Annotated in this window: 29 protein-coding genes and 1 pseudogene; 21 read left to right on the forward strand and 9 right to left on the reverse strand. The window is 36.9% G+C overall.

Going from position 1 to position 23,709, the window contains the following annotated elements:
- Positions 1-297: 297 nt before the first annotated feature.
- From AC27IF_RS00005 to AC27IF_RS00040, 8 genes and pseudogenes are all read left to right on the forward strand, one after another.
- Positions 298-699 (forward strand): annotated as a pseudogene (locus AC27IF_RS00005) (Arm DNA-binding domain-containing protein); the annotation flags it as partial.
- Positions 700-855: 156 nt separating this feature from the next.
- Positions 856-2,607 carry a tetratricopeptide repeat-containing sulfotransferase family protein gene (locus AC27IF_RS00010; RefSeq protein WP_487050932.1) on the forward strand — a complete coding sequence of 584 codons (1,752 nt, stop codon included), beginning with the start codon at positions 856-858 and terminating at the stop codon, positions 2,605-2,607.
- 558 nt (positions 2,608-3,165) lie between these two features.
- On the forward strand, positions 3,166-3,402 hold the full coding sequence (locus tag AC27IF_RS00015) for a hypothetical protein (protein WP_487050933.1): 237 nt from the start codon (positions 3,166-3,168) through the stop codon (positions 3,400-3,402).
- Between the two features lie 60 nt (positions 3,403-3,462).
- Positions 3,463-3,648 (forward strand): hypothetical protein, encoded by a 186-nt coding sequence (locus AC27IF_RS00020; RefSeq protein WP_487050934.1) that lies wholly within the window; start codon positions 3,463-3,465, stop codon positions 3,646-3,648.
- Between the two features lie 98 nt (positions 3,649-3,746).
- Positions 3,747-4,058, forward strand: a complete 312-nt coding sequence (locus AC27IF_RS00025; protein WP_487050935.1) for a hypothetical protein — start codon at positions 3,747-3,749, stop codon at positions 4,056-4,058.
- Between the two features lie 140 nt (positions 4,059-4,198).
- The gene (locus tag AC27IF_RS00030; protein WP_487050936.1) at positions 4,199-4,762 is read left to right on the forward strand and encodes a dihydrofolate reductase family protein; all 564 of its coding nucleotides are present in this window, start codon (positions 4,199-4,201) and stop codon (positions 4,760-4,762) included.
- A 106-nt stretch (positions 4,763-4,868) separates the two neighbouring features.
- Complete coding sequence (locus AC27IF_RS00035; RefSeq protein WP_487050937.1) at positions 4,869-5,216, forward strand: RidA family protein; 348 nt, start codon at positions 4,869-4,871, stop codon at positions 5,214-5,216.
- 95 nt (positions 5,217-5,311) lie between these two features.
- Positions 5,312-5,833 (forward strand): hypothetical protein, encoded by a 522-nt coding sequence (locus AC27IF_RS00040; RefSeq protein ID WP_487050938.1) that lies wholly within the window; start codon positions 5,312-5,314, stop codon positions 5,831-5,833.
- Between the two features lie 16 nt (positions 5,834-5,849).
- Here the strand turns inward: AC27IF_RS00040 and AC27IF_RS00045 are convergent, their stop codons facing one another.
- Entirely contained in the window at positions 5,850-6,401 is a 552-nt protein-coding gene (locus tag AC27IF_RS00045; RefSeq protein ID WP_487050939.1) for a MarR family winged helix-turn-helix transcriptional regulator, read from the reverse strand.
- 109 nt (positions 6,402-6,510) lie between these two features.
- Here AC27IF_RS00045 and AC27IF_RS00050 point away from each other — a divergent pair, with 109 nt between their 5' ends.
- From AC27IF_RS00050 to AC27IF_RS00105, 12 genes are all read left to right on the forward strand, one after another.
- On the forward strand, positions 6,511-7,269 hold the full coding sequence (locus AC27IF_RS00050) for a hypothetical protein (RefSeq protein WP_487050940.1): 759 nt from the start codon (positions 6,511-6,513) through the stop codon (positions 7,267-7,269).
- A 29-nt stretch (positions 7,270-7,298) separates the two neighbouring features.
- Complete coding sequence (locus AC27IF_RS00055; RefSeq protein ID WP_487050941.1) at positions 7,299-7,547, forward strand: DUF2024 family protein; 249 nt, start codon at positions 7,299-7,301, stop codon at positions 7,545-7,547.
- 276 nt (positions 7,548-7,823) lie between these two features.
- Entirely contained in the window at positions 7,824-8,270 is a 447-nt protein-coding gene (locus AC27IF_RS00060) for a GNAT family N-acetyltransferase (protein WP_487050942.1), read from the forward strand.
- Between the two features lie 100 nt (positions 8,271-8,370).
- Complete coding sequence (locus AC27IF_RS00065; RefSeq protein ID WP_487050943.1) at positions 8,371-8,541, forward strand: hypothetical protein; 171 nt, start codon at positions 8,371-8,373, stop codon at positions 8,539-8,541.
- Between the two features lie 157 nt (positions 8,542-8,698).
- Positions 8,699-9,103, forward strand: a complete 405-nt coding sequence (locus AC27IF_RS00070; protein WP_487050944.1) for a GNAT family N-acetyltransferase — start codon at positions 8,699-8,701, stop codon at positions 9,101-9,103.
- 93 nt (positions 9,104-9,196) lie between these two features.
- A complete protein-coding gene (locus tag AC27IF_RS00075) occupies positions 9,197-9,553 on the forward strand; it encodes a tautomerase family protein (RefSeq protein ID WP_487050945.1) in 357 nt (118 codons plus the stop codon).
- Between the two features lie 133 nt (positions 9,554-9,686).
- Positions 9,687-10,016, forward strand: a complete 330-nt coding sequence (locus tag AC27IF_RS00080; protein ID WP_487050947.1) for a DMT family transporter — start codon at positions 9,687-9,689, stop codon at positions 10,014-10,016.
- Positions 10,017-10,157: 141 nt separating this feature from the next.
- Positions 10,158-10,805 (forward strand): hypothetical protein, encoded by a 648-nt coding sequence (locus AC27IF_RS00085; RefSeq protein WP_487050949.1) that lies wholly within the window; start codon positions 10,158-10,160, stop codon positions 10,803-10,805.
- A 670-nt stretch (positions 10,806-11,475) separates the two neighbouring features.
- Complete coding sequence (locus tag AC27IF_RS00090) at positions 11,476-12,021, forward strand: outer membrane beta-barrel protein (RefSeq protein ID WP_487050951.1); 546 nt, start codon at positions 11,476-11,478, stop codon at positions 12,019-12,021.
- A 32-nt stretch (positions 12,022-12,053) separates the two neighbouring features.
- Positions 12,054-13,391, forward strand: coding sequence for an Ig-like domain-containing protein (locus AC27IF_RS00095; RefSeq protein WP_487050953.1), 1,338 nt, complete (start codon positions 12,054-12,056; stop codon positions 13,389-13,391).
- A gap of 187 nt (positions 13,392-13,578) precedes the next feature.
- On the forward strand, positions 13,579-14,184 hold the full coding sequence (locus AC27IF_RS00100; RefSeq protein ID WP_487050955.1) for a class I SAM-dependent methyltransferase: 606 nt from the start codon (positions 13,579-13,581) through the stop codon (positions 14,182-14,184).
- 57 nt (positions 14,185-14,241) lie between these two features.
- Positions 14,242-14,463 carry a DUF7661 family protein gene (locus AC27IF_RS00105; protein ID WP_487050957.1) on the forward strand — a complete coding sequence of 74 codons (222 nt, stop codon included), beginning with the start codon at positions 14,242-14,244 and terminating at the stop codon, positions 14,461-14,463.
- Between the two features lie 59 nt (positions 14,464-14,522).
- On the opposite strand, the gene AC27IF_RS00110 is transcribed toward AC27IF_RS00105, so the two are convergent.
- Genes AC27IF_RS00110 through AC27IF_RS00145 form a run of 8 tightly spaced genes read right to left on the reverse strand, consistent with a single transcriptional unit; the run spans position 14,523 to position 21,466 of the window.
- Positions 14,523-15,419 carry an alpha/beta hydrolase gene (locus AC27IF_RS00110; protein WP_487050959.1) on the reverse strand — a complete coding sequence of 299 codons (897 nt, stop codon included), beginning with the start codon at positions 15,417-15,419 and terminating at the stop codon, positions 14,523-14,525.
- 52 nt (positions 15,420-15,471) lie between these two features.
- Positions 15,472-16,326: a crotonase/enoyl-CoA hydratase family protein gene (locus AC27IF_RS00115; protein ID WP_487050961.1), complete on the reverse strand. Its 855-nt coding sequence runs from the start codon at positions 16,324-16,326 to the stop codon at positions 15,472-15,474.
- Positions 16,327-16,334: 8 nt separating this feature from the next.
- Positions 16,335-17,027 carry a crotonase/enoyl-CoA hydratase family protein gene (locus AC27IF_RS00120; protein WP_487050963.1) on the reverse strand — a complete coding sequence of 231 codons (693 nt, stop codon included), beginning with the start codon at positions 17,025-17,027 and terminating at the stop codon, positions 16,335-16,337.
- A 44-nt stretch (positions 17,028-17,071) separates the two neighbouring features.
- Positions 17,072-17,680 (reverse strand): glutathione S-transferase family protein, encoded by a 609-nt coding sequence (locus AC27IF_RS00125; RefSeq protein ID WP_487050965.1) that lies wholly within the window; start codon positions 17,678-17,680, stop codon positions 17,072-17,074.
- A gap of 12 nt (positions 17,681-17,692) precedes the next feature.
- Complete coding sequence (locus AC27IF_RS00130; RefSeq protein WP_487050967.1) at positions 17,693-18,631, reverse strand: bile acid:sodium symporter family protein; 939 nt, start codon at positions 18,629-18,631, stop codon at positions 17,693-17,695.
- A gap of 38 nt (positions 18,632-18,669) precedes the next feature.
- Entirely contained in the window at positions 18,670-19,785 is a 1,116-nt protein-coding gene (locus AC27IF_RS00135; protein ID WP_487050969.1) for a DUF2855 family protein, read from the reverse strand.
- A 37-nt stretch (positions 19,786-19,822) separates the two neighbouring features.
- Positions 19,823-20,785, reverse strand: coding sequence for an alpha/beta fold hydrolase (locus AC27IF_RS00140; protein ID WP_487050971.1), 963 nt, complete (start codon positions 20,783-20,785; stop codon positions 19,823-19,825).
- Between the two features lie 18 nt (positions 20,786-20,803).
- A complete protein-coding gene (locus tag AC27IF_RS00145; RefSeq protein ID WP_487050973.1) occupies positions 20,804-21,466 on the reverse strand; it encodes a nitroreductase in 663 nt (220 codons plus the stop codon).
- A 395-nt stretch (positions 21,467-21,861) separates the two neighbouring features.
- On the opposite strand from AC27IF_RS00145, the gene AC27IF_RS00150 reads away from it, so the two are divergent.
- The gene (locus AC27IF_RS00150) at positions 21,862-23,658 is read left to right on the forward strand and encodes an acyl-CoA dehydrogenase C-terminal domain-containing protein (RefSeq protein ID WP_487050975.1); all 1,797 of its coding nucleotides are present in this window, start codon (positions 21,862-21,864) and stop codon (positions 23,656-23,658) included.
- Positions 23,659-23,709 lie beyond the last annotated feature (51 nt).

The following is a 23,709-nucleotide window of genomic DNA, read 5'->3' on the forward strand; positions in this document are numbered from 1 at the left end:
AAAGTGGAGCGTGTCCACTTTATCGGGGGAAGATCACAAATAACAGTTGGTTTTTGCTCCTTCGTCGCTTATTTTAGCTAAGCATTTATGCGCCCATTAGTAAGGCGTTATTTATAGTTCTTCTGGCTTGTTTTAATAAAACTCATAAAACCTTAAGCCTCTTATTTTAATTGACTTTGTTGACTTAAATGACCTACCTGTTATTTATTTGGCATGACTACATTATGTCTACATGCAAAATAACCAAGTCTTTTTGTAGACAAGCTTGTACTTCCCGACAAAGGAAAAGCTTTTTATCGTGACTCCGAACTAAAAGGTTTTGCTGTTCGTGTCACTCAATGTGGGAGTAAAGTGTTTGTCTTAGAGAAACACATCAACCTAAAACTCAAACGAATAATCCTTGGGCGCTATCCTGAGAACAGCGTTGAAATTGCACGTAAAGAAGCGCTTAAATATCTAGGTGAGCTAGCAACAGGAATTAATCCTATTGCTAAACGTAAAGACCAACTAATCAATCTTGCCTTTGATGCTTCATTTGATACCGAAACAGGTGCATGCAAATTAGGTTTTTGTGATGGAAATATTATTCAAACCAGTAAAGACTTAATGTTTAAAGATCAGAGAATACTAACGCGGTTTTTTAATTGGCGCTTAGAAAAAGAAAACGTAGTTTGTGATAACTTGGAGCTCTGTAAATAACTGTACTAATTACGTTTTGCTACACGACAATATTCTATAAGGCTATGTGCAACAATTGACTAAATCCACATCTGATCTAGTGAGCTACAACCCTTCATTATTTTACTATGGTTATGGTATTATCTACCTTTTTTAGTTTAATGCTCAAGGTTTTAAATGCTTAATGTTGCCAAGAAAGAAAGTGATTTGAATAAAATATTCACTTTATTGTCAAAAAAAAATTATATAAAAGCAAAATCCATTTCTGAAAGAAAACTCAAAAAAGAACCTGGTAATGTGGATTTATTACACGCTTTAGGTGTATCACTTTTTCATTTAAATAGAAGTGAAGAAGCCATCTTATATCTTAAAAAAGCCATTCGTATTAATGAAAGTCGATCAGATATACTTAATAGCCTAGCTCAGATTTATAGAAAAACCGATAAAGTTAGAGCAACAGAGTATCTTGAAAAAGCAGTCGAACTAAACCCGTCTCCTGTTTATTTGAGTGATTTAGCAACAGTGCAATCTCAATTAGGCTTTTCGAGTAAAGCTATCGTTACGGTTAAAAGAAGCCTAATGATAGATAATACCTATCAAGCAGGTTGGAAGTTACTATGTCAATTATTGTTAGATAATGATCATTTTTTAGAGTGTTTAGAATATGTGGAAAATATACCGAAGAACGATAAAGACTATTATAAGATTTCTCTTGATTCGCATATTGAATTAAATAATTATTCACAAGTAATAGAGTTACTAAACTCATTATTACTCATGCCAAATCTACCTGATAGTTATCTAGTTTTTGCGATTGAAACATTGATTAAATTGGGCGATGAAGAAAGGGCAAAAAAAATATTCGTTACGTCAACTTCAACTAAACTAAAAAATATTTTGCATTTAAAGCTGCGATTGGAAGAGTTATCAGAAGGAGAGCTACTTCAAATAGAGAAAAGAGTCTTAGGTCTTATCGATACAGAAAATGTAAATTCTCATCTCCTTTTCAGTTTAGCTAATTTATATAAAAAAAATGACAGAGCAAAATGGATTTATTTTTTGGATCTTGCTAATAAGAAAAATAAGTTTGTTTATAATGAAAACGAAACTCTTTCATGGTTTGATAGAGCAACAGATGCATTACAAAAGCAGATAATATCTTCGACAAAGATAAAATCATCAGTACCAATATTTATAGTAGGTATGCCTCGTTCAGGTACTACCTTAACTGAGAGTATTTTAGGAGCTCATTCCAATTGTTTTGCATGTGGAGAGTCAAACGCATTACAAATAGCTTTTAACAAGTTTCACACAAATAAAGATTTCATTGACGAAAATAGGCTTTGGGAATTTATTGATTTATTGGAAGATAATAAAGAATTAGATTTGTCCCCAATTGCATTGCATTATTTAAAGTTAATAAGAAAGCATGACAATCAAGCTAATCATTTAATTGATAAAATGCCTCATAACTTTGTTTACACTGCACTATTACCCAGTTTATTTCCCCATGCAAAATTTATTCATGTAATTCGAAATCCAATAGCTAATATTCTATCAATATTTGAACAAAACTTTGAAAGTTTTCATAGTTACGGTAGCGATTTGTCAACTTTGGTTAAGTACTATAAAAAGTATCAAGAATATATGGAGTCTTCATTAAAGCTTGTTTCAAATGATTGTGTTTATTCCTTACAATATGAAAGTTTGGTAGAAAATACTGAAGATGAAGTTCGAAAGTTGCTCGATTATTGTAATTTGCCCTTCGAACAATCCTGCTTGGAGTTCAATAAGCACAAACGAGTGGTTAAAACAGCAAGTGCAATGCAAATACGAGAAGCTATTTATAAAACGTCTTTAAAGCCTTGGAAAGGCTTAGAAGAAGAGTTAAGTCTAGTGTTGGATGCTTTTCCTAGTTCAATTGAATAATTTAGTTCTTTTTGAAATTAACTTGTTAAAGCTGTGTGCTAATAATACTTTTGTCGCGCTAAAATAAGTGCACAAGAGAAACTCTGAGCAACATGAAGAATAACTTTTTGCAATAATAAGTTGGTTGTTTTACATTTAACCCCATACTTTAGCCAATTACTGCATAGCCTGTTCTTTTTAAGTTATCGTTTACAATAAAAGCCGTCAACTTCATAGTGCATTGAAGTTAAAGGGGTAAATCAATGCGCCTGTATGGTTAGTTTTTATAAACACTAAATATTCAGGAGGAAGTATCTTGCTCACAGATAAAATTTTAAAACTTAAAAAACCTTTAATATTTATTGCGCTGCTTTTTTTTCTATTGATTGATTATCAGTTAATTAATTCAATTTTCTTTAAAAAAGAACTTGATGTTATGTATATTCAAAGTGAATTGAGTTTTGGAACAATCTCTAATATAAGCATGTTTATTGTTATTAATTTATTAGTATTATTTTTTATTATTCTACTTCTAAAAAAGAAGTAATATTCCCATTATCAGGGGATAAGGTTTTAATTATGGCAAAGCTCTTATTGCCAATATTAATTATATTTTTCTTTAGTGGTTGTAGTACGACTAAAGAGAAAGAGCCTCAAGGTTTTGCGATTACATCTTTTTCTCAAGGAAAAATGAAAAAAATAGATGATGAATATCTAATTTATGAAGAAAGAAAAGAAATGAATTATGGTATAGAAAATATAACAAGGCAATTAAACGAAAATAAAGCAGTTGGCTTTTTGCTCATGCCTTGTTAATTTTAGCTAGCAATCTTTCGCCCATTATTAGGACGTTTGTAGCACGAAGGATTCGTGAATATGAGTAAACAAAAAGCATTTTGGTCAATATGGATATTCTTTACTTTTTTCGTCGTAATATTTTTTTACTCTGTGGGTGAGTTAGAGCAAATGGATTTTGGTAAATCTTTAATTTTAACCGCTATTCCTTTAATTGTTGCTTTTCCAATTTATCGCTGGGTAAAAAGCAATGATGACTTTAGCTAACTAGCCACATAACAAACACTCAAGCGAGACTATGAAGTTATCTAATTAGAAAATAATAAAATGTCCTTTAATGTGGGCGTATACGCAAAGGAGTTTGCATGAAGCTTTACCCGGTGAATATCGTTATTTTAACCGCCTTATTTTCAACCTCATGTGCAACCAATAGCGGGAGAGAGGTTTCTTGCAATTTTAGTTCGGGTGCGCAATATAGTGAGCATGATAGAGAGAAATCTTTTTCTGAAAACTTATTTAATGATTTATTTACGGGGCTTTTCAATATAGCTATTCAAGGCACACACCGTGCAGTATCACCAGATACCTATGACTCGTGTAAAAAAGCTAAAAAAGATATTAATACTTGTATTGATTCTGACGGAAACAGTAAAGAAAACTGTAAGTTAACACAATAAAGTATATTGAAATAATGGGTGTAATAAGCGCTTAAACAAGGATAAAGTGCATTGGCTTTGGTTCCTTTACTTGCGTATCAGTCAACTGTTTTTGCCTCTTATAGGGGTGTTGGTAACCTCACGTTCGGAGTGAATAAACTATGAAATGTTCTGTCTATATAGCAACAAGTGTTGATGGTTATATTGCAACCTCAGATGGTAGTGTTGATTGGCTGCATGGCGCTGGTAATTCTGAAGCTGATATGTCTATAAACCCAGACATGGGATTTAATAACTTTATCAGTAGTGTTGACTGTATGATCATGGGAAGAAAATGTATGGAAGCCATTTCATCATTTAACTTGTCAGCGGAACAATGGCCGTATGGTGACAAAAAAATTTATGTATTAAGTAAAACTCTCACAACTCCGCCTGAAAATCTTATGGGCAAGGTTGAAATCTATTCTGGTGATATACCACCGCTACTTGAGCTCCTTGAGCGTACTGGCTTCAAACATGCGTACATAGATGGTGGTACAACAATTACTTCTTTTATTAACCTCAAACTTATCGACGAAATGACAATAACCCAAGCTCCAATCATTCTCGGCGGTGGTATACCTCTTTTTGGTAAAATCACAAATCCGTTTAAATTGGTAAGTGCTGAGTCTGTAGCATTTCCAAATGAGTTTGTTCAAATTAAGTACAAGGTAGATTATTCATAACAAGTGGCTTGAAACGGTAATAACAGTTGGTTTTTGTTTCTTCGTCGCGTATTTTAACCCATTTTAATTTGCCCATTTTTAGGGCTTAGCATACAGGATAATATCAGTGATAGAACGCAAGCGTGGTGTTTATAATGGACGTAATAAGTCCTCTGCATATAAAGATTTAGTGTGGACTGTAGCAACATCGTCAGACACCTCTTTAGATATTAAAGGGCAAACTAGGTTAACTTTAGACACCATTCAAGATAACCTGATTGAACTGGGTAGCGATAAAACTCGAATAGTATCTGCTCAAGTTTATATTGCTGATATGAATGATAAACCAGCGATGGATTTAGTCTGGTGTGAATGGTTTGGCGAAAACCCTCAAGATTGGCCACAACGCGCTTGTTTAGGTGTGAGCCTTGAAGGCGATGTATTAATTGAGATAACAGTCACAGCTGTGCGTTAATGCACTGAAAGTGACTGCTTAAAAGCTAAAGTACGGCTAACACATTTGAGCTTATTAAGATTTACCTGTTAACAATGACTATTAATTTGGTGGATATGGAAACTTCTAAATACGTAAATGAAGATGGTTTTTGGATGCATTGCGAAGTAGCAAGCCTACTCATTAATGAGCTTGGTATTAACCCACACACAAAACATCATATAAGAGGTGCGGTGAGGGAGGCTTCAAATAAAGCGACAGATCAAAAAGGATCTGGAAAGAATATAGCATCATCAATAAGTCAGTCAGCACACACTCAAATTTTAAACGGCATAACGAAAGGGCTTGTGTTAGAGCACGTAGTACCAATAAGTTATATAAATAAATGTGTTTTAAGTTTAAACGATGTAACAAAAGAGAGTGTAGGTCGAGTTATACAAAAATGGACTACTCTGTCTGTAATCACGGTACAAGAGCATCAAAAGTTGAGTGACTTAAAACTTAATAAGGAAATGCCTTTAGATTGGGATGGCGTAAATAAATTTTCTAGATATGAAAAGGCAAATATTGAGTTAATAAACATTAGCTATAAATCTGCAATGAAAAACCCTAAACAAATCACTCAATACTTAAGTTGAGCCTGACTTCCCTCAGCTAAACAAACTCTCGGCAAATCAATGAAACATCTTTATCACTCAGCGTTTCCTTGGTTAACCCACAAAATATTCCTGTTGCTGTTTTTTGGTTAAATTTGCAGTTGCTACACACACCAAAAGCACTTCTGCCTGTGGTATTTTGGTAATTCTTTAATATTTGAGCCAACAAATCGGCAGTTTCTTGCTGACTTATATCCGGCAAGCCAGAAATAGCATCACTAAATTTTTTAGGCGGGCATGTTCGTGATAAAAATTGCTGACCTTGAGCTGTTACTTTTAAATGAGTTATGCGCTTATCGGTTTTGTCTTTCTCTCGGGCAATAAGCGCTTTGCTTTCTAGTATTTTTAATGACTGTGAGACAGTGCCTTTAGTTAACCCTAAAAACTCAGTGACTGCTAACGTGGTGTCAGAATAACGATTGCAAGTTGATAAGTAATACAAGGCCTCTTGTTGCACAGGTTGCAAACCTAGCTCTTGCCCTTCTGCACGTGTTTCTTGACGAAGTAAATTCGCCAGTCGTTCAATTAGGTTAAATAATTCATCGTTCATAAAACGATAGTATCGAGTCAAAACATATTTGACAAGTAAATATTTCTCGTGTTTAAATAAATATAGTTTCGATACGAAACTATATTTATTAAACTACTCGGAGAAAGCAATGAAAAGATCAAATCCCGTTATCGCCACAGTTTTAACTGGGCTATTAACAACATTATTATTTGCAAGTTATAGCCATGCCCACAATAAACATCAAGGTCACATTCAGGCGGCTGAGTCAGCTAAAGTAAGTGCAGAATTCGATATAGTGCACGCAAAAGTCACTACTCAAGGTTCGCATATTGTTTTCCAACAAGTAGTAAAAGGAGAAGTGGGCACTAAAATCCCTACCGCTAACGGGCAATTGGCGGGGGCAAATGTTTATAGCTATGTTTGGCCTACGTCATTAAATAGTAGCGCTGTTGGCTTTGAAGCGGATCAAGGCATATTAGCGTTGGCGCTAACCATTCATCCTGACTTTGATGATACCCCTTTATACGATGAAGATAATGACGGTAACAAAACCAATGATGGTGATAAATGGCATAGCCATTGGGTGGTGTTAGTACCCGACAATGCCTGTGGTGATGGCGCTTTAAAAGTAAAAGATATTGAAGCGGGCACTTCGCCAAAGTTGCCGATTACTTGGCCAGAGTTACCAATATTTATCGACAGTCCGGGATTTGACTTTTCTTTAGAGGAATCAGAAGTTTTAGTCAAAGTACCACTTTCTGCCATAGGTTTTCATGATGATTTCTCATTCGATGGTGTAACTGCCGGTTTGAGAGTTAATCAACAAGTACATGCACCACTACTTTGTGTCAGTGAGGTATTTGATATTGCCTCTGGAGATTTAAGTTTACCGGGCAAAAGCCAATAATTTTAAACACTATAATTGAGGAAATAATCATGCAAATTCACGTTTATGATACCCATGTTCATACTACGGCGGGTGACTATGTACATTTCGATGTGCTGGTTAACGACGAGAATGTCAGCCTAGTAAAGCAATACGCGCAGCATTATTTAGAAAGCTTAGGGATTGAAGTTAATAATATTAAACAAAGTCGCTGCAATTTTTGTCATAGTGAAGTGGCTAACCCTGAGGTTCAAGATAATATAGTAACTAAAGGGCACAGTATTATTCGTTTAAAATAACCAATAAAGATAGATGATTAATGAGCAGGAGATAGCTTTTTACACTCATCATAATGTTAAAAACTTTTATCGCTTATCGTTGTAAAACCGTACCTTAAGTCGATGATTTGGCGTATCAATAGCGATAAAAGTTATGCTATGGTTATGCCTTACTAGCCTAGGTTTTTGGTAATTAACAAATTAACTAAGACCCTGGCTTTTAGCTAACTCACTATGATGACTAGTTACTCAGGGAGTCATTGTGATGAAAGTTTTTTTTAAAGGGAGGAGGTATAAATGGATTTATCCAAAATTACGGATAATGGCGAAATTCGGAAATATATTAGCTTGTTATACTCCGAACTTTTTGATCAAGATGCCGTTCCTTCTGAAGCTGTATTTGACAATATCTTCTCGCAACTGAAAGATCCGAATAATAGTCACGATGCTTACTCCTTAAAGAAAAACAATGAAACCGTAGCGTTTTTTACTTTGAGTGAATCCTTTTCGATATTTGCCCACGGAAAATATGGGATTATTAATGAATTGTGGGTAAATAAAAACTTTAGATCGACAGGTGTAGGAAAAACGGTCATTCAAGAGATACTTAATATTGCTACTCAAAGGGGGTGGAAAAGAGTAGATGTTTCAGCTCCCGCTGATGAGAAATGGGATAGAACTTTTAATTTTTACCAAAAAAGCGGCTTTACTTTTACAGGAAGAAAATTAAAGGTTTGCTTGTAATGAAAAGACGAAAGATACTTTAGTAGTAACTTTTTCGTTAAGCTACATTAACCAAACAATTAGTTACCTCTTTGTGGGTAAAAATTTAAAGGAATATTTTATGAAATTATGGATAATATCATTATTGTTAATTATATCTGCGTGTACCTATTCAGGTGGGGGTAGTGCTGTAAATCAGCAAGATTGCTCTCAAGTACAAAGAGAATGTGTCAGTGGCGTTTATAGTGAATGGTTTCAAGCAAATAATGAGATAGCTTGTACTTGCTCATGATAACCATCATTTTAAAGGCGAATTAATACAGTTAGCTGCATTGTTACTTTGCAGCTTAATTTTAGTCTCCCGTCATTAGGTTGATTAGCTTGTGTTGTTAGATATGAGTAAACTTCTCAACGGGCCTTGTATGCCATTAATGGCTAGGTAAACTTAAATGGATATTCGAACCATATCTTGGCAACAAACAATCCCACTTCGTCACCGTGTATTATGGCCTAGCAAGCCTCCAGAATTTTGCCATATTGAAGGTGATTCAGCAGGCGTACATTTTGGTGTATTCATCAATGAAGCGCTTGTTTGTGTTGCGTCTGTCTATGTTGAAAAGCATAAAGCTCGTTTGAGAAAATTTGCTACCGATAAGCAATTTCAAAGCCAAGGTATAGGCTCAAAACTGCTAACACATATGATAAATTATTTTAAAGATTCACCCATTAAATATTTTTGGTGTGATGCTAGAGAAACAGCAGTAGGTTTTTATCAGCGTTTTGGTATGACTCAGTGTGGAGAACGGTTTTACAAAGCAGATATCGCTTATTTCAAAATGGAAGTTGCCTTATAATCTCTGGTGCAAGCATACCCATACTGGTTGACTTAACACCCCTCGTTGTTAAATTTTCCAACCGTTATTTACCCATTCAAGGAGTATATTTAAATGCCTCATGTAGAAATTAAGTATTCTAATAATTTGGATTTAGATACCAAAGAAGTTTTTGATGTTATTGAGGGAATTATTAACAAAAAAGACGCTAGTGCAGGCGAATGTAAATCAAGAGCTTACCCTTGCGCTGAGTATAAATACACTCACATTCTGGTGACGATATCGTTATTAACTAAGCCTCATAGAGATCAAGAGTTCACGTTACAATTAAGCAGTGAGCTTGAGCAAGCCATTAAACTTCACCTCAAACAAAGTTTATATTTTTCATTAAATATTGAATACAGCCTCGCTTATTACACAACAAACATTCATCGTGTCGATGGCGATTTACTCGATGACATCCATAGTTAGCATTTATAAGAAAGCAATAATAGTGCGTTTAGCTAGTGCAGATAACCGTTTATTATTGCTCTAGTATTGCTTCTTTCGTTCAATTAGTTTTTACTTGTAATATAAGTAGTTAGTTATTAATAAAGGAAACAGAATGGGATATGGTTATTTGGCTTTGGCAATTGTTTCAGAAGTTATTGCAACATTTGCTCTAAAGGAATCTGATGGCTTTACACATTCAACCTCTAGCACTATCTGTGTGATTGGCTATATAGCGGCATTCTATTTTTTATCATTAGTGTTAAAAACAGTTCCTGTAGGCATCGCCTATGCTATTTGGGCGGGCATGGGGATTTTTTTAATTGCATCAATTAGCGCTATTATATACAAGCAAATACCTGATATCCCAGCAATAATTGGTATGTTATTAATATTGTCAGGTGTTGTAGTTATCAATGTATTTTCAAACACAGCCAGTCATTAAACGTTTTAAAGCACAGTAGTCATGCCAAAATACCGGTGCTTTCCTGCGCATTTTTGTAATGTTAGTTTTTGTTACACATTGAAGTCGTTTTTGGGCATTATTTTATGTTAACTTTGATCGTCGCTAATTACGGGTTGAGTCATGAATAATTTACAAAAAATAGGTGGTATTGCCGCACTTTTAGAAGCTGCTATTTATATATCAGCGTTTGTTTTTTTTGGTGCTTTTTGGGAATACCCAATCAATGCAGATAATACACAAAAACTTACTTTTCTTACTCATCATCACGCAATTTTATCGATAGTTAATTTAACTATGTATGTTGTCTTTGGTATCTTTTTAGCTGTATTAGTTTTAGCTATTCATCAACGTCTCAAGACCAAGGCGCCTCACTTATCCGAAATAGCTTCTGTCTTTGGTATTATTTGGGTTGGTCTTGTCATTGCAAGCGGCATGATTGCCACGGTAGGTTTGGGTGCAGTAATCGAGCTGTCAGGACAAAATACAGAGCAAGCAATGACGCTATGGCGGGTGATTAATACTATCGTTGAGGGGCTTGGCGGGGGCAATGAAATTGTTGGTGGCTTATGGGTTCTTTTACTAAGTGCCGCAAGTATAAAAATTAATGAGTTTTCTAAATCGTTAAACTATTTCGGTCTCTTTATTGGTGTTGTTGGTATTCTTACCGTTTACCCTGCTGACATACTGACTGAGATATTTGGTTTAACTCAAATCATATGGTTCTCATGGTTAGGGGGATTTATGGTTGCGAACAGTAAAGTTAATTAGAGCATTATACGTAAAACCTTGTGTTTGTAATCCCACTTTATCAACAGAAAAGCACGAGATATAATTGACGCAGCCCTTTTATTCGGTGTTAATTTTCAGTGTTACCCGCAATAAAGACAGCCCAAAGATGGATTATTTTATATGCGCATTAAAGAAATATGCGACTCCAATGGACGAGCACGAATAAGATAATACTAGATCTTTGTATGATTATTAATGCTATTTTGGCTGTACTTGGTTTGGACATTCTTTAGCTGTGTTCATACTTGGCGCTATTGGAACGCACCTTGCCCATAGGGAGTGGCTAATGCTTGCTGTGCTTCTATCATAGCCCTAATTGCCTTTTGGCGTGGTTGGCAGGGTCGAGAAGAGGTTGATAGTAAATCTAAAAGGTCAATTAACATAGATTAAAAAGTTAGCCTTTGCTTGTGCATGAGCCTTTTAATCGAACAACCAATATGCTCGTATATTACAACAAGACAACGATATTGCACTTACCAGTACTTCATCTAGTAAAGGTAAAGTAGTTAAATTGCTTTATATGCTGAAAATAATGATAAACATGTGGGAAATGTGTTTGTTGGGTGGTGATTTAAACACCTTTAGCATTTATGTTATATTTGAGTATAATAATCATACTTACTTTATATACGGATATTGTTTACAACTTATGCACAATATTTTTCAATATGTGATCAAGAAAAGTTTCGTCAAATTATTTTCTATTTCTCTAATTGCTATATCTACTCAAGTATCTGCGGATTCTACTTATGTTGGGCTTGATTACAGTATGGCTGATATAGATCTCGCTAGTAATAATGCCAGACCTAGTGCTATCGGTATACGTGCAGGTGTTAGCAATAATAATATGGCATTTGAAGCACAGTATTTAAGAGGAAACACCGATAGTCTTTACCGTATGGAATTCGATTTAGAACAAAGTACTGCGTTATATTTTGTTATGCAATCAGACATCAGAGAGGGTTTCGGCATGGATGTTTCTATAGGTTATGCTATGACCGAAATGACAGTTTCAGGTCCAGAAGAAACCTATAATGGCTCCGATCATTATAATGGGTTTTCGTGGGGAATATCTATGCATCAACAAATCCCTTATTTTGAACAGGCTAGTGTCAGGCTTGGCTATCAATCACTTTACCAAGATAGTCATATCGAAATTACCAACATCTCCCTTGGTTTTACCTATAACTTTTAATCACTTTTTAAACTGGTATGTTCATGAACTCAATGAAAAATTTATCTAAAGTAGTATTGGTGAGTTTAGTTAGCACCATTTCCTTATTAACTGGTTGTGATTCTGACAATAACTCTGCAGAACTTGCCAGAGCGGTAGAATTAGAAAGCCAACGAGCACTAGGCACCATAATTGAAACAGTCACTATTGTTAATGATCAAATACGTTTAATAGCCGGCGAAACACATCAGTTGAGTGCAACAGGTATAGATAGTAATGGTGAAACTAGAGATGTAACCGATGAGCTAATTTGGACGTCAAGTGATAGTAATATTGCCAAGGTAAGTAGTAGTGGTTTAGTGACTGCTGTAGAAAACTCGGATGTTGACCAGGGTAGGGTAATTATTACAGGCACTACCATTAATGATATTTTTTCTGAAGGTGAAATCTCTGTAAGCGATGTTGCTGTCAGTGCTATAACATTAAAACAAACTTCGCCGGAAACTGGCGATATTAATACTTGTATTAATGCCAGTGTTTCTGGAGATGTCAGCTATTTAGATGGTTATATCGCGTTGAATACAGTAAAAGATATGAGCTTTACTCTCGATAAAGATAGTACTGCAACTATCAGTGGTGAGGGCATTTTATATACTTCGGCGGAGGGTATAGAAAGCACTACCATAACAGCAACAATTGATAATGTTAGCACTCAATTGAACGTAACAGCTAATTCTGAAAATTTAGATAATATTAGGGTATTTCTTGAAGATGAAGATGAGGAAATTAGTACTATCACTTTAAACATTGGTGACCGTGTACAGTTTTTTGCTCAAGCCGAGCTTATTGAAAGTGTATCAGAAGATACTTACGATATTGGCTCAAGTGTTAATTGGTTGCAATATGATACAGATATACTGGGCATTACTGAAACAACCGATGAGAATGAAGATTTTGAGAGTGACTATGATTATAACTTTAAAGGTACAGTGTTAGCACTTACAAAAGGTATTACTGAGCTCTCGGCAAGTTGTGGTGGCATTGAAAATAATATTATTGTTATTGTAGAAGGTGATGCTGAACTGGAAAGTATACAAATAACTGATGCAGATGAAGAGATTGTTGATAATAGCATTATTATAAGCCCATTAGATACTATTGAAATCACACTAACCGCTTTATATGGCAGTACACCAACGAGTCTAAACATAACTGAGTTTTCTAGTTGGGAAATAATTGGTGATGATATTGTTACACTCGAACTCATTAATTTTGGAACTAGTGAAGCTTATTATGAACTTACCAGCACTTCATCTAGTGAAGGTAGTGTAGTTATATTAGCTACTTACAAAGACATAATTACCAGCCTTTCTATTGAAATAGAAGAGTAGTGTTTACCCTGCTGACATACTGACTGAGATATTTGGTTTAACTCAAATCATATGGTTCTCATGGTTAGGTTTGGTTATGCTCAAGGGTAAATAATATATTCGTTAACAGAATAAAGGCGAGATATTTGATTACTTTGAGAGCCTTTTATCTTCAGAATCACTTTTAAGCTGGGCATTAGGTGATTAAATGGATCCATTAGAACAAGCTAATAATTACAACCAAATAGCTAGCCACTGGGCTAGTAATAGCTTTAATCGCGATAATGGTATTGCACAGCATAAACGGGCTTTGCAATGGGTTGAGAATAAAGAAAACGCAATTGATATAGGTTGTGGTAGTAGTGGCCGTATTATCGATGTCTTGTTAAATGATGGTTTTTTGGTGGAAGGTTTAGATTTTTCCATCGAAATGCTAAATATTGCTCGGCAACAGCACCCTGATCTTCAGTTTTATCATGCGGATATTTGCCAGTGGAGTTTTCCTAAAAAGTATGACTTTATTTCTGCATGGGATAGTGTCTGGCACGCTCCGTTAGCAGAGCAAGAAAATATACTCAGGAAACTCTGTCATGCTTTAGCCCCAAAAGGGATTTTAATTTATACCAGTGGTGCGGTGGATGAGCCTGGTGATGGCAGTAATGAATTTCTTGGTCAAGCGCTTTATCATGCCGCTATAGGTATACCTGCAATATTAACTATTATTAATGAATGTAATTGTATTTGCAGGCATTTAGAAAATGATGATTGGCCTAATCGTCATTTGTATCTGATCATTCAGCGTAAAGACACCTGATTAAAGAAGACAATAGATTCTCGCCTATATGAGGTGCGATATCCTTAGGAGGAATCAATGGTGATTATCAAGTTTAATGTTTTTGGTAAATCAATGTCGGTTCTTAAAAAAGATAATGAATGGCAACTGTATAATGAATCAGATACTGGAATTCGCTCTCGGGTTTATGATGTTGTCATCCCATCAGATTTAGATGTTACAGAGCTGGATACTTACCTTGATGATATTTATCATGAATATTCATCAGATAAGCACCCTAACGTTATTAAAATCAGTTAGGTGATAGCAACTTAGCGCACACCTAGCGTTAACTAGCCTCAACTTGGGAGAAGAGGTTGCTACATATACTGTTCAAAAAATGCCACAACACTGCTTTCTGCTTTTTCTTGGTCATGCTGCCATAGTCGGGTATGACGACCACCTTCTGCCTGCCAGAATAACTTGGGCTCTTTAGCTGCAGCATATAAGCGTTCGCCATGACTAAAATCAACCGTTTCATCGGCTGTACCATGCATTATGTATACTGGGCGAGGAGATATCTGACCGATATAGGTTTCTGGGTTTATTTCATCGCTGTCTAAATCACCACGCCATTCAAAAAGTGTTTCTACGACTGGCATTAATGGGTATTTAGGCATGCCATGCATCTTTTCGGCTTGCTCAGTTAATACGTCCATACTATGTGCATAACCGCCGCTAAATACACCTACTTTAACACGCGGGTCTTTTGCCATGACGATAATGCCGGTGGCGGCTCCCATCGAAAAGCCCATTAAACCAATTTCTTCTATGCCCTTATCTTTTTCCAAATAGGTTAAGGCGGCGGTAACATCTTTTTTCTCATGGTAACTCATGGTGGAGATGATATTAGGCTCTTGGCGAGGGTGACGCATATCAAACGCCAATACATTATAACCAGCAGCGAGTAAGGGTTTTGCGTAACGCATGCCCTCAGTGCGATCAGCGCCACGGCCATGAACTAATAATATCGCTTTTTTAGTGTCTTCGCCTGTGGTCGCCATATACCAACCGGGTAAAGTTAAGCCGTCCTCACTGGTAAAAGAGACATCTTCAAAGCTAATGTCTTGTGTGCTCGGGTCACCACAAAACACATAGTGCTCTTGATTACATTCATAAATACCAAGTTGTAATATAACCGATGAAAAATACCAACCGGCAGCCAATATAAGTGAGAATGAAATCACAATAAGAGACAAGAATAGTTTTTTTAACATAATTACTTTACCGTTAAGTGAGTGTAAGTGTTTATACGGATTAACATCATCATTAAAATATTGTTGATGATGAATTTTTAGCTAACTCTGCAAATTGTGGTGTACGTTTTTCAGCTTTTGCTTTAAATGATTCCATCATATCGTTTTGCGGTTGATACATACCGCTTTGCCAAACCGACATATAATTTAAGCTATCAGCAACGGAATGATCGCGGGCGTAGTTAATCATTTCTTTACAGCCAGCTACCGCTAAAGGAGAGCGCTCAGCAATTTCTTTCGCTATGTCCATCACAGCACTTAACATAGTGTTGTGATCTTCAAATACTTTATTGACTAAACCCGCTTCCATTGCTTCTTGAGCAAACATTCTGCGGCCGGTATACGCTAACTCTTTGACTAAGCCCATTTGAATGATTTTTGGTAAGCGTTGTAACGTGCCTAAATCTGCAGTCATGCCTAGTTTAGTTTCTTCAATACTAAAAAAGGCATCACTGGTGCAATATCGACAGTCAGCAGCGCTGATCATATCTACTGCGCCACCAATACAGCCACCTTGAATAGCCATTAGTACCGGCATTCTCACTTGCTCTAAGGCATTGAAACAAGCTTGTAGCTGTAACACTAAGCGACGTAGTTTTTCATGCTTACGGCCGAGTTCAAGCTCTTCGTCGTCGCTATTATGAGTAAATACCGATAAATCCATACCGGCACAAAAATGCTTGCCTGTTGATGAAATAACAATGACACGCGCGGCGGATTCGTTATTTATTTCATGAATCACTTGTGGAAATTCTTGCCAAAAGTCGAGATTCATAGCGTTAAATTCATCAGCACGATTTAGCTTAATGTGTGCAATTTTATCTACCACTTCCAGCGTTATCGTTTTATAGCAAGCATTGTTACTCATTCGTTATCCTATATTTTTATAATTTGATTGGTGTCGGCTTCTATGGCGCTATCTAGCGCAGACAATATTGCTTGGCGTTCTTTCAATTTAGTGCCATGGTGGGCTGCAAAATTCAACGTTTGCATTTGCTTAGCAACGGCTTGTGCTGTTTCTATTAACTGTGCAGGTTCAACAACTTTATCTAGAAAACCCGCCGCTATGGCGTCTTCAGGTGAATAGAGCTCAGCATTGATTACAGAGCGAGTTAAGTAATTTCTAGGAATACGGTTACGGGCTATTTCTATGCCAGCATTGTGCATAGTCATACCAATGGCAACTTCATTTAAGCCTATTTTAAATTTGCCAGCACAGCCAATGCGATAATCACAACTTAACAATAAGAAAGCGCCTTTAGCGATGGCGTGGCCACTACAAGCAGCAATGATAGGTGTTGGGAAAGACAGTAATCTTCGAGATAATTTAGAGCCCAAGGTTACTAAGCCAATAGCAGCTTCAGGACTTTCTTTCATGGTGTTAAGGTCAAAACCGCCCGATAATATACCCGGCTGGCCAGTGAATATCACCACGGCTTGGTTTTTCTCGGCGTCGTCTAACGCAGTGTTTACTTCTTCTATCACCTGATGAGAAATGGCATTTACTTTGCCATTATTGAGTGTAATGGTATGTACGTTATCGTTTATTTCTACACTAATTGTTTCCATAGTTTTACCTAATTCTCTGTTGCTAGTTTTTAATGCTAAGGTAGCTATCCGTGAGCCATTGCCACTTGATACGCTTTTCTTTGCTGGATGTTACTAAGATAGTTGTTAATACAGGGTTTGTCATCGATAAGTTGTAGGCTATGGGCAAATTCTAAGATGATTGTCATCATAATATCTGCTGCGGTAAATGTGTCTGCGGCAAAATAGTTTTGCTTTGCTAAAGTTTGTTCAATGTAGTTAAAGTCTACAGCGATTTCTTTGGCAATATAACGATCTAGCGGCTTAGTGCCATCTCGTGATTCCATTTTCATCAATAAACTTGCGATGACAGGTAATGCTAAAGAACCTTCGGCAAAATGTAACCATTCTAGATATTGATAATAGTGATGCTCACTATTCAATGGCCTCAATTTACACTCAGTGTTTTTATTCAATAAATACTCTGTGATAGCCCCTGATTCGCAAAGGGTGATGTCGCCATCGACAATAACAGGCGCTTTGGCAAGAGGGTGTATTTCACGCAAGCTTTGAGGGGCTAAATTGGTTACTGGATCACGCTCGTGAATCACTAATTCATATGGCATATTAAGCTCTTCTAGCAACCAAATAACTCTTTTAGAACGTGACTTTTTTAAATGATGAACCGTTATCATTAGCTGTATTCCTTAATTTTTATTATTCACCAGTGATTCTTGATTCACTGATAATTGGGCTGATTTATTATTTGCAGCGGCATTGAATTTACCTTTGAAAAACCGAACAAGAATGCCGGCAGTAAAGAACATGATTAAGGTATAAATAGCTGGTGCGAACGACATTTTATAGTTCGCTAATAGTGTTAATGCCATAAACATAGACAAGGTACTATTTTGCAAGCCGACTTCCATGGTAATTGAAGTTCTTTGGGCTAAAGATAAACCAAACCATTTACTTGAGTAATAGCCTAACGCCATAGTGGAAATATTTAGTAACAAGGCAACAGGCCCTGTGGCAATAAAGGCGGTTAAGACAATGTTTTGCTGGATGTAAGTTAAAAAGATAATTAAAAGTGTTAAAAATAAAATGCCAAATTTAGAGACGTAAGTTTTAGAGTTATCGGCAAATTTAGGGAAGTAACGCTTGATCAACATACCAATACCAATAGGCACTATGGTTAACTTCATTAAACTTATCATGGTGGGGATAATAGGTAATTCAAAACCATTACCTTCGCCCATAAAGTGCACCATAGATAAATTGAGTATTACGGGAATACTAAAAACTGTGAGTAAACTGGCCACTGCCGTCATTGTTACCGATAACGCGACATCACCTTTTGCTAAATGTGAAAATAAATTTGAGGTTGTTCCCCCAGGGCACAGAACCAACAACATAACACCCACCGCATATTCAGGCTCCAGCGGCATAATATTGGCGAGTACAAAGCCAATAATTGGTAGGAAAATAAGCTGATTAACTAAGCCAATACTGACTGCTTTTGGGTAAGTTAATACTCTTTTAAAATCATTTACAACAAGAGACAAGCCCATACCCATCATGATTAAGAAAATACAAATGGGGATGATCTGTGTATTAACTAAGGTGACTAGCTCTACATTTTGCATAGTTTACTCACTTGTTATGGTTTTATTAAAAACGGTTGTTATAAAGAGACTATTTGCCCCACTGACGCATCGGCTTTTCCTGATAATACTTGTTGATATATTGAGGCTAAATGCTCTTTATTAGTAGTGTGCGCAATAGACAATATTGAGCGACAAAATTGAATATAGCCTTGCAACGAAGTACCTATTTTAGCCATGGCAGCACCAGTACCCCACTCAACGCTACGTTTTCTTAGTTGTGTTGGAGCAAAAAAGAACACGGGTTTAGCGCCAGGCAGAGGCTCATTAGTAACAATATCATTGTGATGAGTAACGCCTATTCGACACGAGTAGCGTATTTGCTCACCAAAATGGTGATGGATAGATGATAAAGCCGTTTGGCTGCCCGCCATATCAACCACGATTGATGGAATACTGCCATCAAGGTGTACTATGTCTTCATAGCTGACTACTTTTTCATAACAACCAAGTGATTGAACAAAGGCCTTATTGGCTGCAGAAGTAATGCCTATGGCAGCTTGCTCGCCTCGCTCTAAAATGGCAAAAGCTAGGGCGATACTGGTTTTACTTGATGCGCTAGTAATTAGGTATTGCTGAGCATTGAAATATTGATTGTCATACATAAAATCATCCACAAGCCACGAAGTGGTAAATAAACCACGTAGCAATATTTCAAAATCTTCGTTATTAGCCTGATAGAAAGGATTTTTGCTAATGCGTTCGTAAGTAGAATATAACGGTGACTGCTCAAGTCGATTAGGACTGATATCAGAGAATTTACTTAAAGATTGTCGCCCCGCTAATATTTTAAAATGAGTCGCCATGGGCATAAAACCCCATACTCTTTCACCTACTTGAATATGTTCACAGTTTGAAGCCACAACGTCGGCATATCCCATGGCGGGTAATCGCCCCCATTCCTCTTGTTCAAGTGTGTTTTCAGTAGGGAAAAATTGCCAGTAACCTAGCTCATCACCGGCAATACCATAACTGATATTATTCGCGGTAAGGGCAAATTTACTGACTTTAAGTAACACTTCTTCATCCTTAAGTGCTTTGGGAATAGTTAAAGGTACAATACGAGTTTTACCAAGATTATTTTTCGCCACTTCAAAGGCGATTGCTTGGTTAGTGGGAGTGTCAACTGTCGTCATAATGAACCTTTATTTTTATTGTTTTTGTAAATCAGGCTTAATTACCTGAATTTGGCTTAATAAATGAAGCAATTGCCTGATTGACCTCATCGGCTTGTTCATGGTGTAACCAATGACTTGCTTGTGGAAAACGGATAATGCTGCAATCGGCCACATACTGTTCAACACCATCAAGCACTTCGTTAACGAATGCTTTGTCTTGCTCTCCCCAGAGTATGAGGGTGGGGCAATCAATACGGATATTAGGAATAGTAATTTCTGAGCTAGCTTTTAAAGGGCTGTTTTGCTGTGGTGTTTTGTTACTTAGTTTTTGATCATCAGAACGGCTTTGTTCATTTTTGGCTAGTTGCGGCATTGCTCGATAATATTGCAACATGCCTTTAATGGCACCGGGTTGGCTCCATATTTGGCGATATTTGTCTTTTGCTTTTTCGGTAAAAACATCATCGCGGACACTCACTAACATTTTCTCGCTTAGATATTGATAGTTATTTTTTGACAGTAAGTCCTCAGCATCATTGTTAATAAACTCATGAATATAGGCACTCTTTTTAGCTTGAATGGGGTTGTTGAGCATTTCACGAGTAAAAGTGCTGGGATGTGCGGCATTAAGGATCACAAGTTTGTTAATTAACTGTGGGTGGAATGCTGCCAATGGCCATGCGATGGCGCCGCCCCAGTCATGAGCAATTAAGTACACTTTTTGATTTGGACTGATTGTGGCGATAAATTTGGCTAAAACGCTAATTAAATTAGGAACGCTATAAAAGTGTAAATCGGTTGGTTTATCACTTAAATTATAACCGGGTAGATCAGGTGCGATAACACGGAAATCATTAGAAAAGCATTCTAATTGTTGTTGCCATGTGCCCCAATATTCAGGAAAACCATGCAAAAAAACTAGCGTCGATACATCACCCTTGCTGACTGATTCGCAACCTGAGTCAACATAATGAATATTTATGCCATCAAGGTTCGTGTATTTATGCGCGAGCTTCATTATTAGTTTTACTGACGACTAATTAAAAAAAGCGACAGCACTGTCTAGTGTTGCTCGATCAGTTTTAGTCTTATTAATAGCGGCATCATTATCAGCGTAACCAAATGACATACCAAATAAAATACCGCGCTCATCAGGTAAGTTTAATATTTTTCTAACGGGGTCTGGAAATTGCCCTAAAGCGCCTTGCATACAGTTATCTATGCCTTGTTCTTTTAACAGCAATGAAAGTGTTTGCGCGTAAATACCTAAATCAACGGCGCCCATGATGTCTAAGTATTTATCCATTGTGAAAAATACTGCATAAGGAGCATCAAAAAATTGCCAGTTACGGACCATAGACATTTGACGGGCTTTTTTGTCTTCTCTAGCAACACCGATTGAGCTATACAAAGCATTGGCTGAGCCAAACTGACGCTCTCGGTGAATACCTTCATATTGTGGTAACCAATTAAAGTCAGGATTGGGCTTACCGCCACTCATTAGCGTTTGCATAAACTCTGTTTTGAGTGATTCTTGCGTTTCCCCTGAAACAACACAAATTTGCCAAGGCTGAACATTACAGTTTGACGGGGAAAGTTGAGCACTCGAAAAAACTTCAGTGAGGGTACTTTCAGGAATTTTTTTATCTAAAAATGCACGAATAGAGACACGATTTTTAAGTAGTTGTTCAACAGACATAATTATCCTTTTTTTATTGTGTAGGTTTAGCTCTGTTTTAGAGGTGTTCTCAAACAGGTATCTGATGATTTATATCTTTTATAATATCGATGCTATCTGGACGTATTGAATTTAACCAATGAATAATGCTTATAGGTATCTATAAGTATTTTAAATAGTGTTGGTTGTTTTTATCGCGTTATCGTTTTTATAAGGAGTAGTGACAAGAAGAAAGCTCTTATTTCATGCAGGCAGATCACAGACCGTGGAAAAACAATCTCGGAAAACTGACAAGGCGACATTATCTTGCAAACTATAATATTTTAGAATTGTGGGTCATAAGTATTATTCATTTGGATAATGGTTGTAAGTAACTTAGCATTTATACATTAATCAATTTAGTTGGAGAAAGGTAAATGCCTGAGTACAAAGCCCCGGTGCGAGATATTAAGTTTGTAATGCAAGAGTTGCTTAATTGTGAGAGTCATTACCAACGATTAGGCTATGAAGATGCAAGCCTTGATATGATTGACGCAATTATTGGTGAAGCGGCTAAACTCGCCGAGCAAGTTGTTGCGCCATTAAATCAAACGGGTGATCAACAAGGTTGTAGTTGGGATGATGGCGTGGTTACTACTCCGGATGGCTTCAAAGCCGCTTACGACCAATATGTTGAAGGTGGTTGGCCAACAATCTCGCAATCAACAGACTTTGGTGGTCAGGGTTTACCTCACTCATTAAATATTACTGTGGGTGAAATGTTTTCATCGGCAAATCACAGCTTTGCTATGTACCCAGGATTAAGCCATGGTGCATTGGCTACGATTGAAGCCCATGGTAGTGACTTACAAAAGCAACAATTTATGCCTGAATTAGTTGCTGGCACATGGACAGGCACCATGTGTTTAACTGAGCCTCATTGTGGTACTGATTTAGGCATGCTGCGTACTAAAGCAGAGAAAAATGCTGATGGTAGTTACTCATTAACAGGGACAAAAATCTTTATCTCTGCTGGTGAGCATGATTTATCAGGCAACATTGTGCATATTGTTATTGCCAGAATTCCTGGTGCACCGGCGGGTAATAAAGGTATTTCATTATTTATTGTTCCTAAATTTAATGTCAATGACGATGGTTCTATTGCGGAGCGTAATGGGGTGAGCTGTGGCTCTATCGAACATAAAATGGGGATCAATGCTAATGCTACGTGTGTGATTAACTTTGACGGCGCTAAAGGTTACCTGATTGGTGAAGAAAATCGTGGCCTTATGTGTATGTTCACTTTTATGAATGCAGCACGTATTGGTGTAGCGAGTGAAAGTACTGCTGCAGCTGAAGCTTCTTTTCAAGGTGCATTAGCCTACGCGAAAGATCGCTTGCAAATGCGTTCTATTAGCGGTGTTAAAAACCCTGATGGACCTGCAGATCCTATTATTGTTCATCCTGATGTACGTCGAATGTTGTTAACACAAAAGTCTGTTGCTGAAGGGGGGCGAGCACTGGTTAGTTACCTTGCGCAATTAGTAGATATCGGTCATGCAGAAAAAGATGAGGCGATAAAAGCTGATGCAGACACTAAACTGGCTTTATTAACACCAATAGCGAAAGCTTTCTTATCTGAGCTAGCTTTTGAATCTACCAGTCATGGTGTACAAGTTTTTGGTGGTCATGGCTTTATTAAAGAGTGGGGCATGGAACAACTAATGCGTGATACGAAAATTAGTTGTATATATGAAGGCACCACAGGTATTCAGGCGTTGGATTTATTAGCTCGTAAGATCCTTGGTACTCAAGGAGAAATACTCAAACCTTTTGCTAATGATATGAAAAGCTTTTGCCAAGAAAATTTTGATACCCCTGAAATGGCCGAGTTTATTAAACCTATTATGGCTTACGCGAAAGAGTGGCAAGAGCTTACTGTGGCAATTGGCGCTAAAGCGCAGAAGAATCCAGATGAGATTGGTGGCGCTTCAGTCGACTACTTAATGTATTCAGGTTACGTCACTTTAGCCTTTATCTGGGCAAAAATGGCGAAAGTCGCTTTTGATAAAATAGCAGCAGGTATTGAAGATACAGCTTTTTACCAAGCTAAAATTAAAACCGCTCAGTTTTACATGCAACGTATGTTACCTAGAGCTAAAGGTCATGCTGCTTGTATTGATAATGGTGCAAGTTCGATGATGTCACTTAGCAGCGAAGAATTTTCCTTTTAGCTAGGGCGAACGATAGACATTAGCTAATGTCGTTCTCTATCCATAAAAGAA

It is taken from the genome of Colwellia sp. KS18-150 (assembly GCF_057551365.1).

Coding starts and splice junctions, on each gene's coding strand:
- AC27IF_RS00010 (WP_487050932.1), top strand. CDS start 856: ATGCTTAATGTTGCCAAGAAAGAAAGTGATTTGAATAAAATATTCACT.
- AC27IF_RS00015 (WP_487050933.1), top strand. CDS start 3,166: ATGGCAAAGCTCTTATTGCCAATATTAATTATATTTTTCTTTAGTGGT.
- AC27IF_RS00020 (WP_487050934.1), top strand. CDS start 3,463: ATGAGTAAACAAAAAGCATTTTGGTCAATATGGATATTCTTTACTTTT.
- AC27IF_RS00025 (WP_487050935.1), top strand. CDS start 3,747: ATGAAGCTTTACCCGGTGAATATCGTTATTTTAACCGCCTTATTTTCA.
- AC27IF_RS00030 (WP_487050936.1), top strand. CDS start 4,199: ATGAAATGTTCTGTCTATATAGCAACAAGTGTTGATGGTTATATTGCA.
- AC27IF_RS00040 (WP_487050938.1), top strand. CDS start 5,312: ATGGAAACTTCTAAATACGTAAATGAAGATGGTTTTTGGATGCATTGC.
- AC27IF_RS00045 (WP_487050939.1), bottom strand. CDS start 6,401: ATGAACGATGAATTATTTAACCTAATTGAACGACTGGCGAATTTACTT.
- AC27IF_RS00050 (WP_487050940.1), top strand. CDS start 6,511: ATGAAAAGATCAAATCCCGTTATCGCCACAGTTTTAACTGGGCTATTA.
- AC27IF_RS00055 (WP_487050941.1), top strand. CDS start 7,299: ATGCAAATTCACGTTTATGATACCCATGTTCATACTACGGCGGGTGAC.
- AC27IF_RS00060 (WP_487050942.1), top strand. CDS start 7,824: ATGGATTTATCCAAAATTACGGATAATGGCGAAATTCGGAAATATATT.
- AC27IF_RS00065 (WP_487050943.1), top strand. CDS start 8,371: ATGAAATTATGGATAATATCATTATTGTTAATTATATCTGCGTGTACC.
- AC27IF_RS00070 (WP_487050944.1), top strand. CDS start 8,699: ATGGATATTCGAACCATATCTTGGCAACAAACAATCCCACTTCGTCAC.
- AC27IF_RS00075 (WP_487050945.1), top strand. CDS start 9,197: ATGCCTCATGTAGAAATTAAGTATTCTAATAATTTGGATTTAGATACC.
- AC27IF_RS00080 (WP_487050947.1), top strand. CDS start 9,687: ATGGGATATGGTTATTTGGCTTTGGCAATTGTTTCAGAAGTTATTGCA.
- AC27IF_RS00085 (WP_487050949.1), top strand. CDS start 10,158: ATGAATAATTTACAAAAAATAGGTGGTATTGCCGCACTTTTAGAAGCT.
- AC27IF_RS00090 (WP_487050951.1), top strand. CDS start 11,476: ATGCACAATATTTTTCAATATGTGATCAAGAAAAGTTTCGTCAAATTA.
- AC27IF_RS00095 (WP_487050953.1), top strand. CDS start 12,054: ATGAAAAATTTATCTAAAGTAGTATTGGTGAGTTTAGTTAGCACCATT.
- AC27IF_RS00100 (WP_487050955.1), top strand. CDS start 13,579: ATGGATCCATTAGAACAAGCTAATAATTACAACCAAATAGCTAGCCAC.
- AC27IF_RS00105 (WP_487050957.1), top strand. CDS start 14,242: ATGGTGATTATCAAGTTTAATGTTTTTGGTAAATCAATGTCGGTTCTT.
- AC27IF_RS00110 (WP_487050959.1), bottom strand. CDS start 15,419: ATGTTAAAAAAACTATTCTTGTCTCTTATTGTGATTTCATTCTCACTT.
- AC27IF_RS00115 (WP_487050961.1), bottom strand. CDS start 16,326: ATGAGTAACAATGCTTGCTATAAAACGATAACGCTGGAAGTGGTAGAT.
- AC27IF_RS00120 (WP_487050963.1), bottom strand. CDS start 17,027: ATGGAAACAATTAGTGTAGAAATAAACGATAACGTACATACCATTACA.
- AC27IF_RS00125 (WP_487050965.1), bottom strand. CDS start 17,680: ATGATAACGGTTCATCATTTAAAAAAGTCACGTTCTAAAAGAGTTATT.
- AC27IF_RS00130 (WP_487050967.1), bottom strand. CDS start 18,631: ATGCAAAATGTAGAGCTAGTCACCTTAGTTAATACACAGATCATCCCC.
- AC27IF_RS00135 (WP_487050969.1), bottom strand. CDS start 19,785: ATGACGACAGTTGACACTCCCACTAACCAAGCAATCGCCTTTGAAGTG.
- AC27IF_RS00140 (WP_487050971.1), bottom strand. CDS start 20,785: ATGAAGCTCGCGCATAAATACACGAACCTTGATGGCATAAATATTCAT.
- AC27IF_RS00145 (WP_487050973.1), bottom strand. CDS start 21,466: ATGTCTGTTGAACAACTACTTAAAAATCGTGTCTCTATTCGTGCATTT.
- AC27IF_RS00150 (WP_487050975.1), top strand. CDS start 21,862: ATGCCTGAGTACAAAGCCCCGGTGCGAGATATTAAGTTTGTAATGCAA.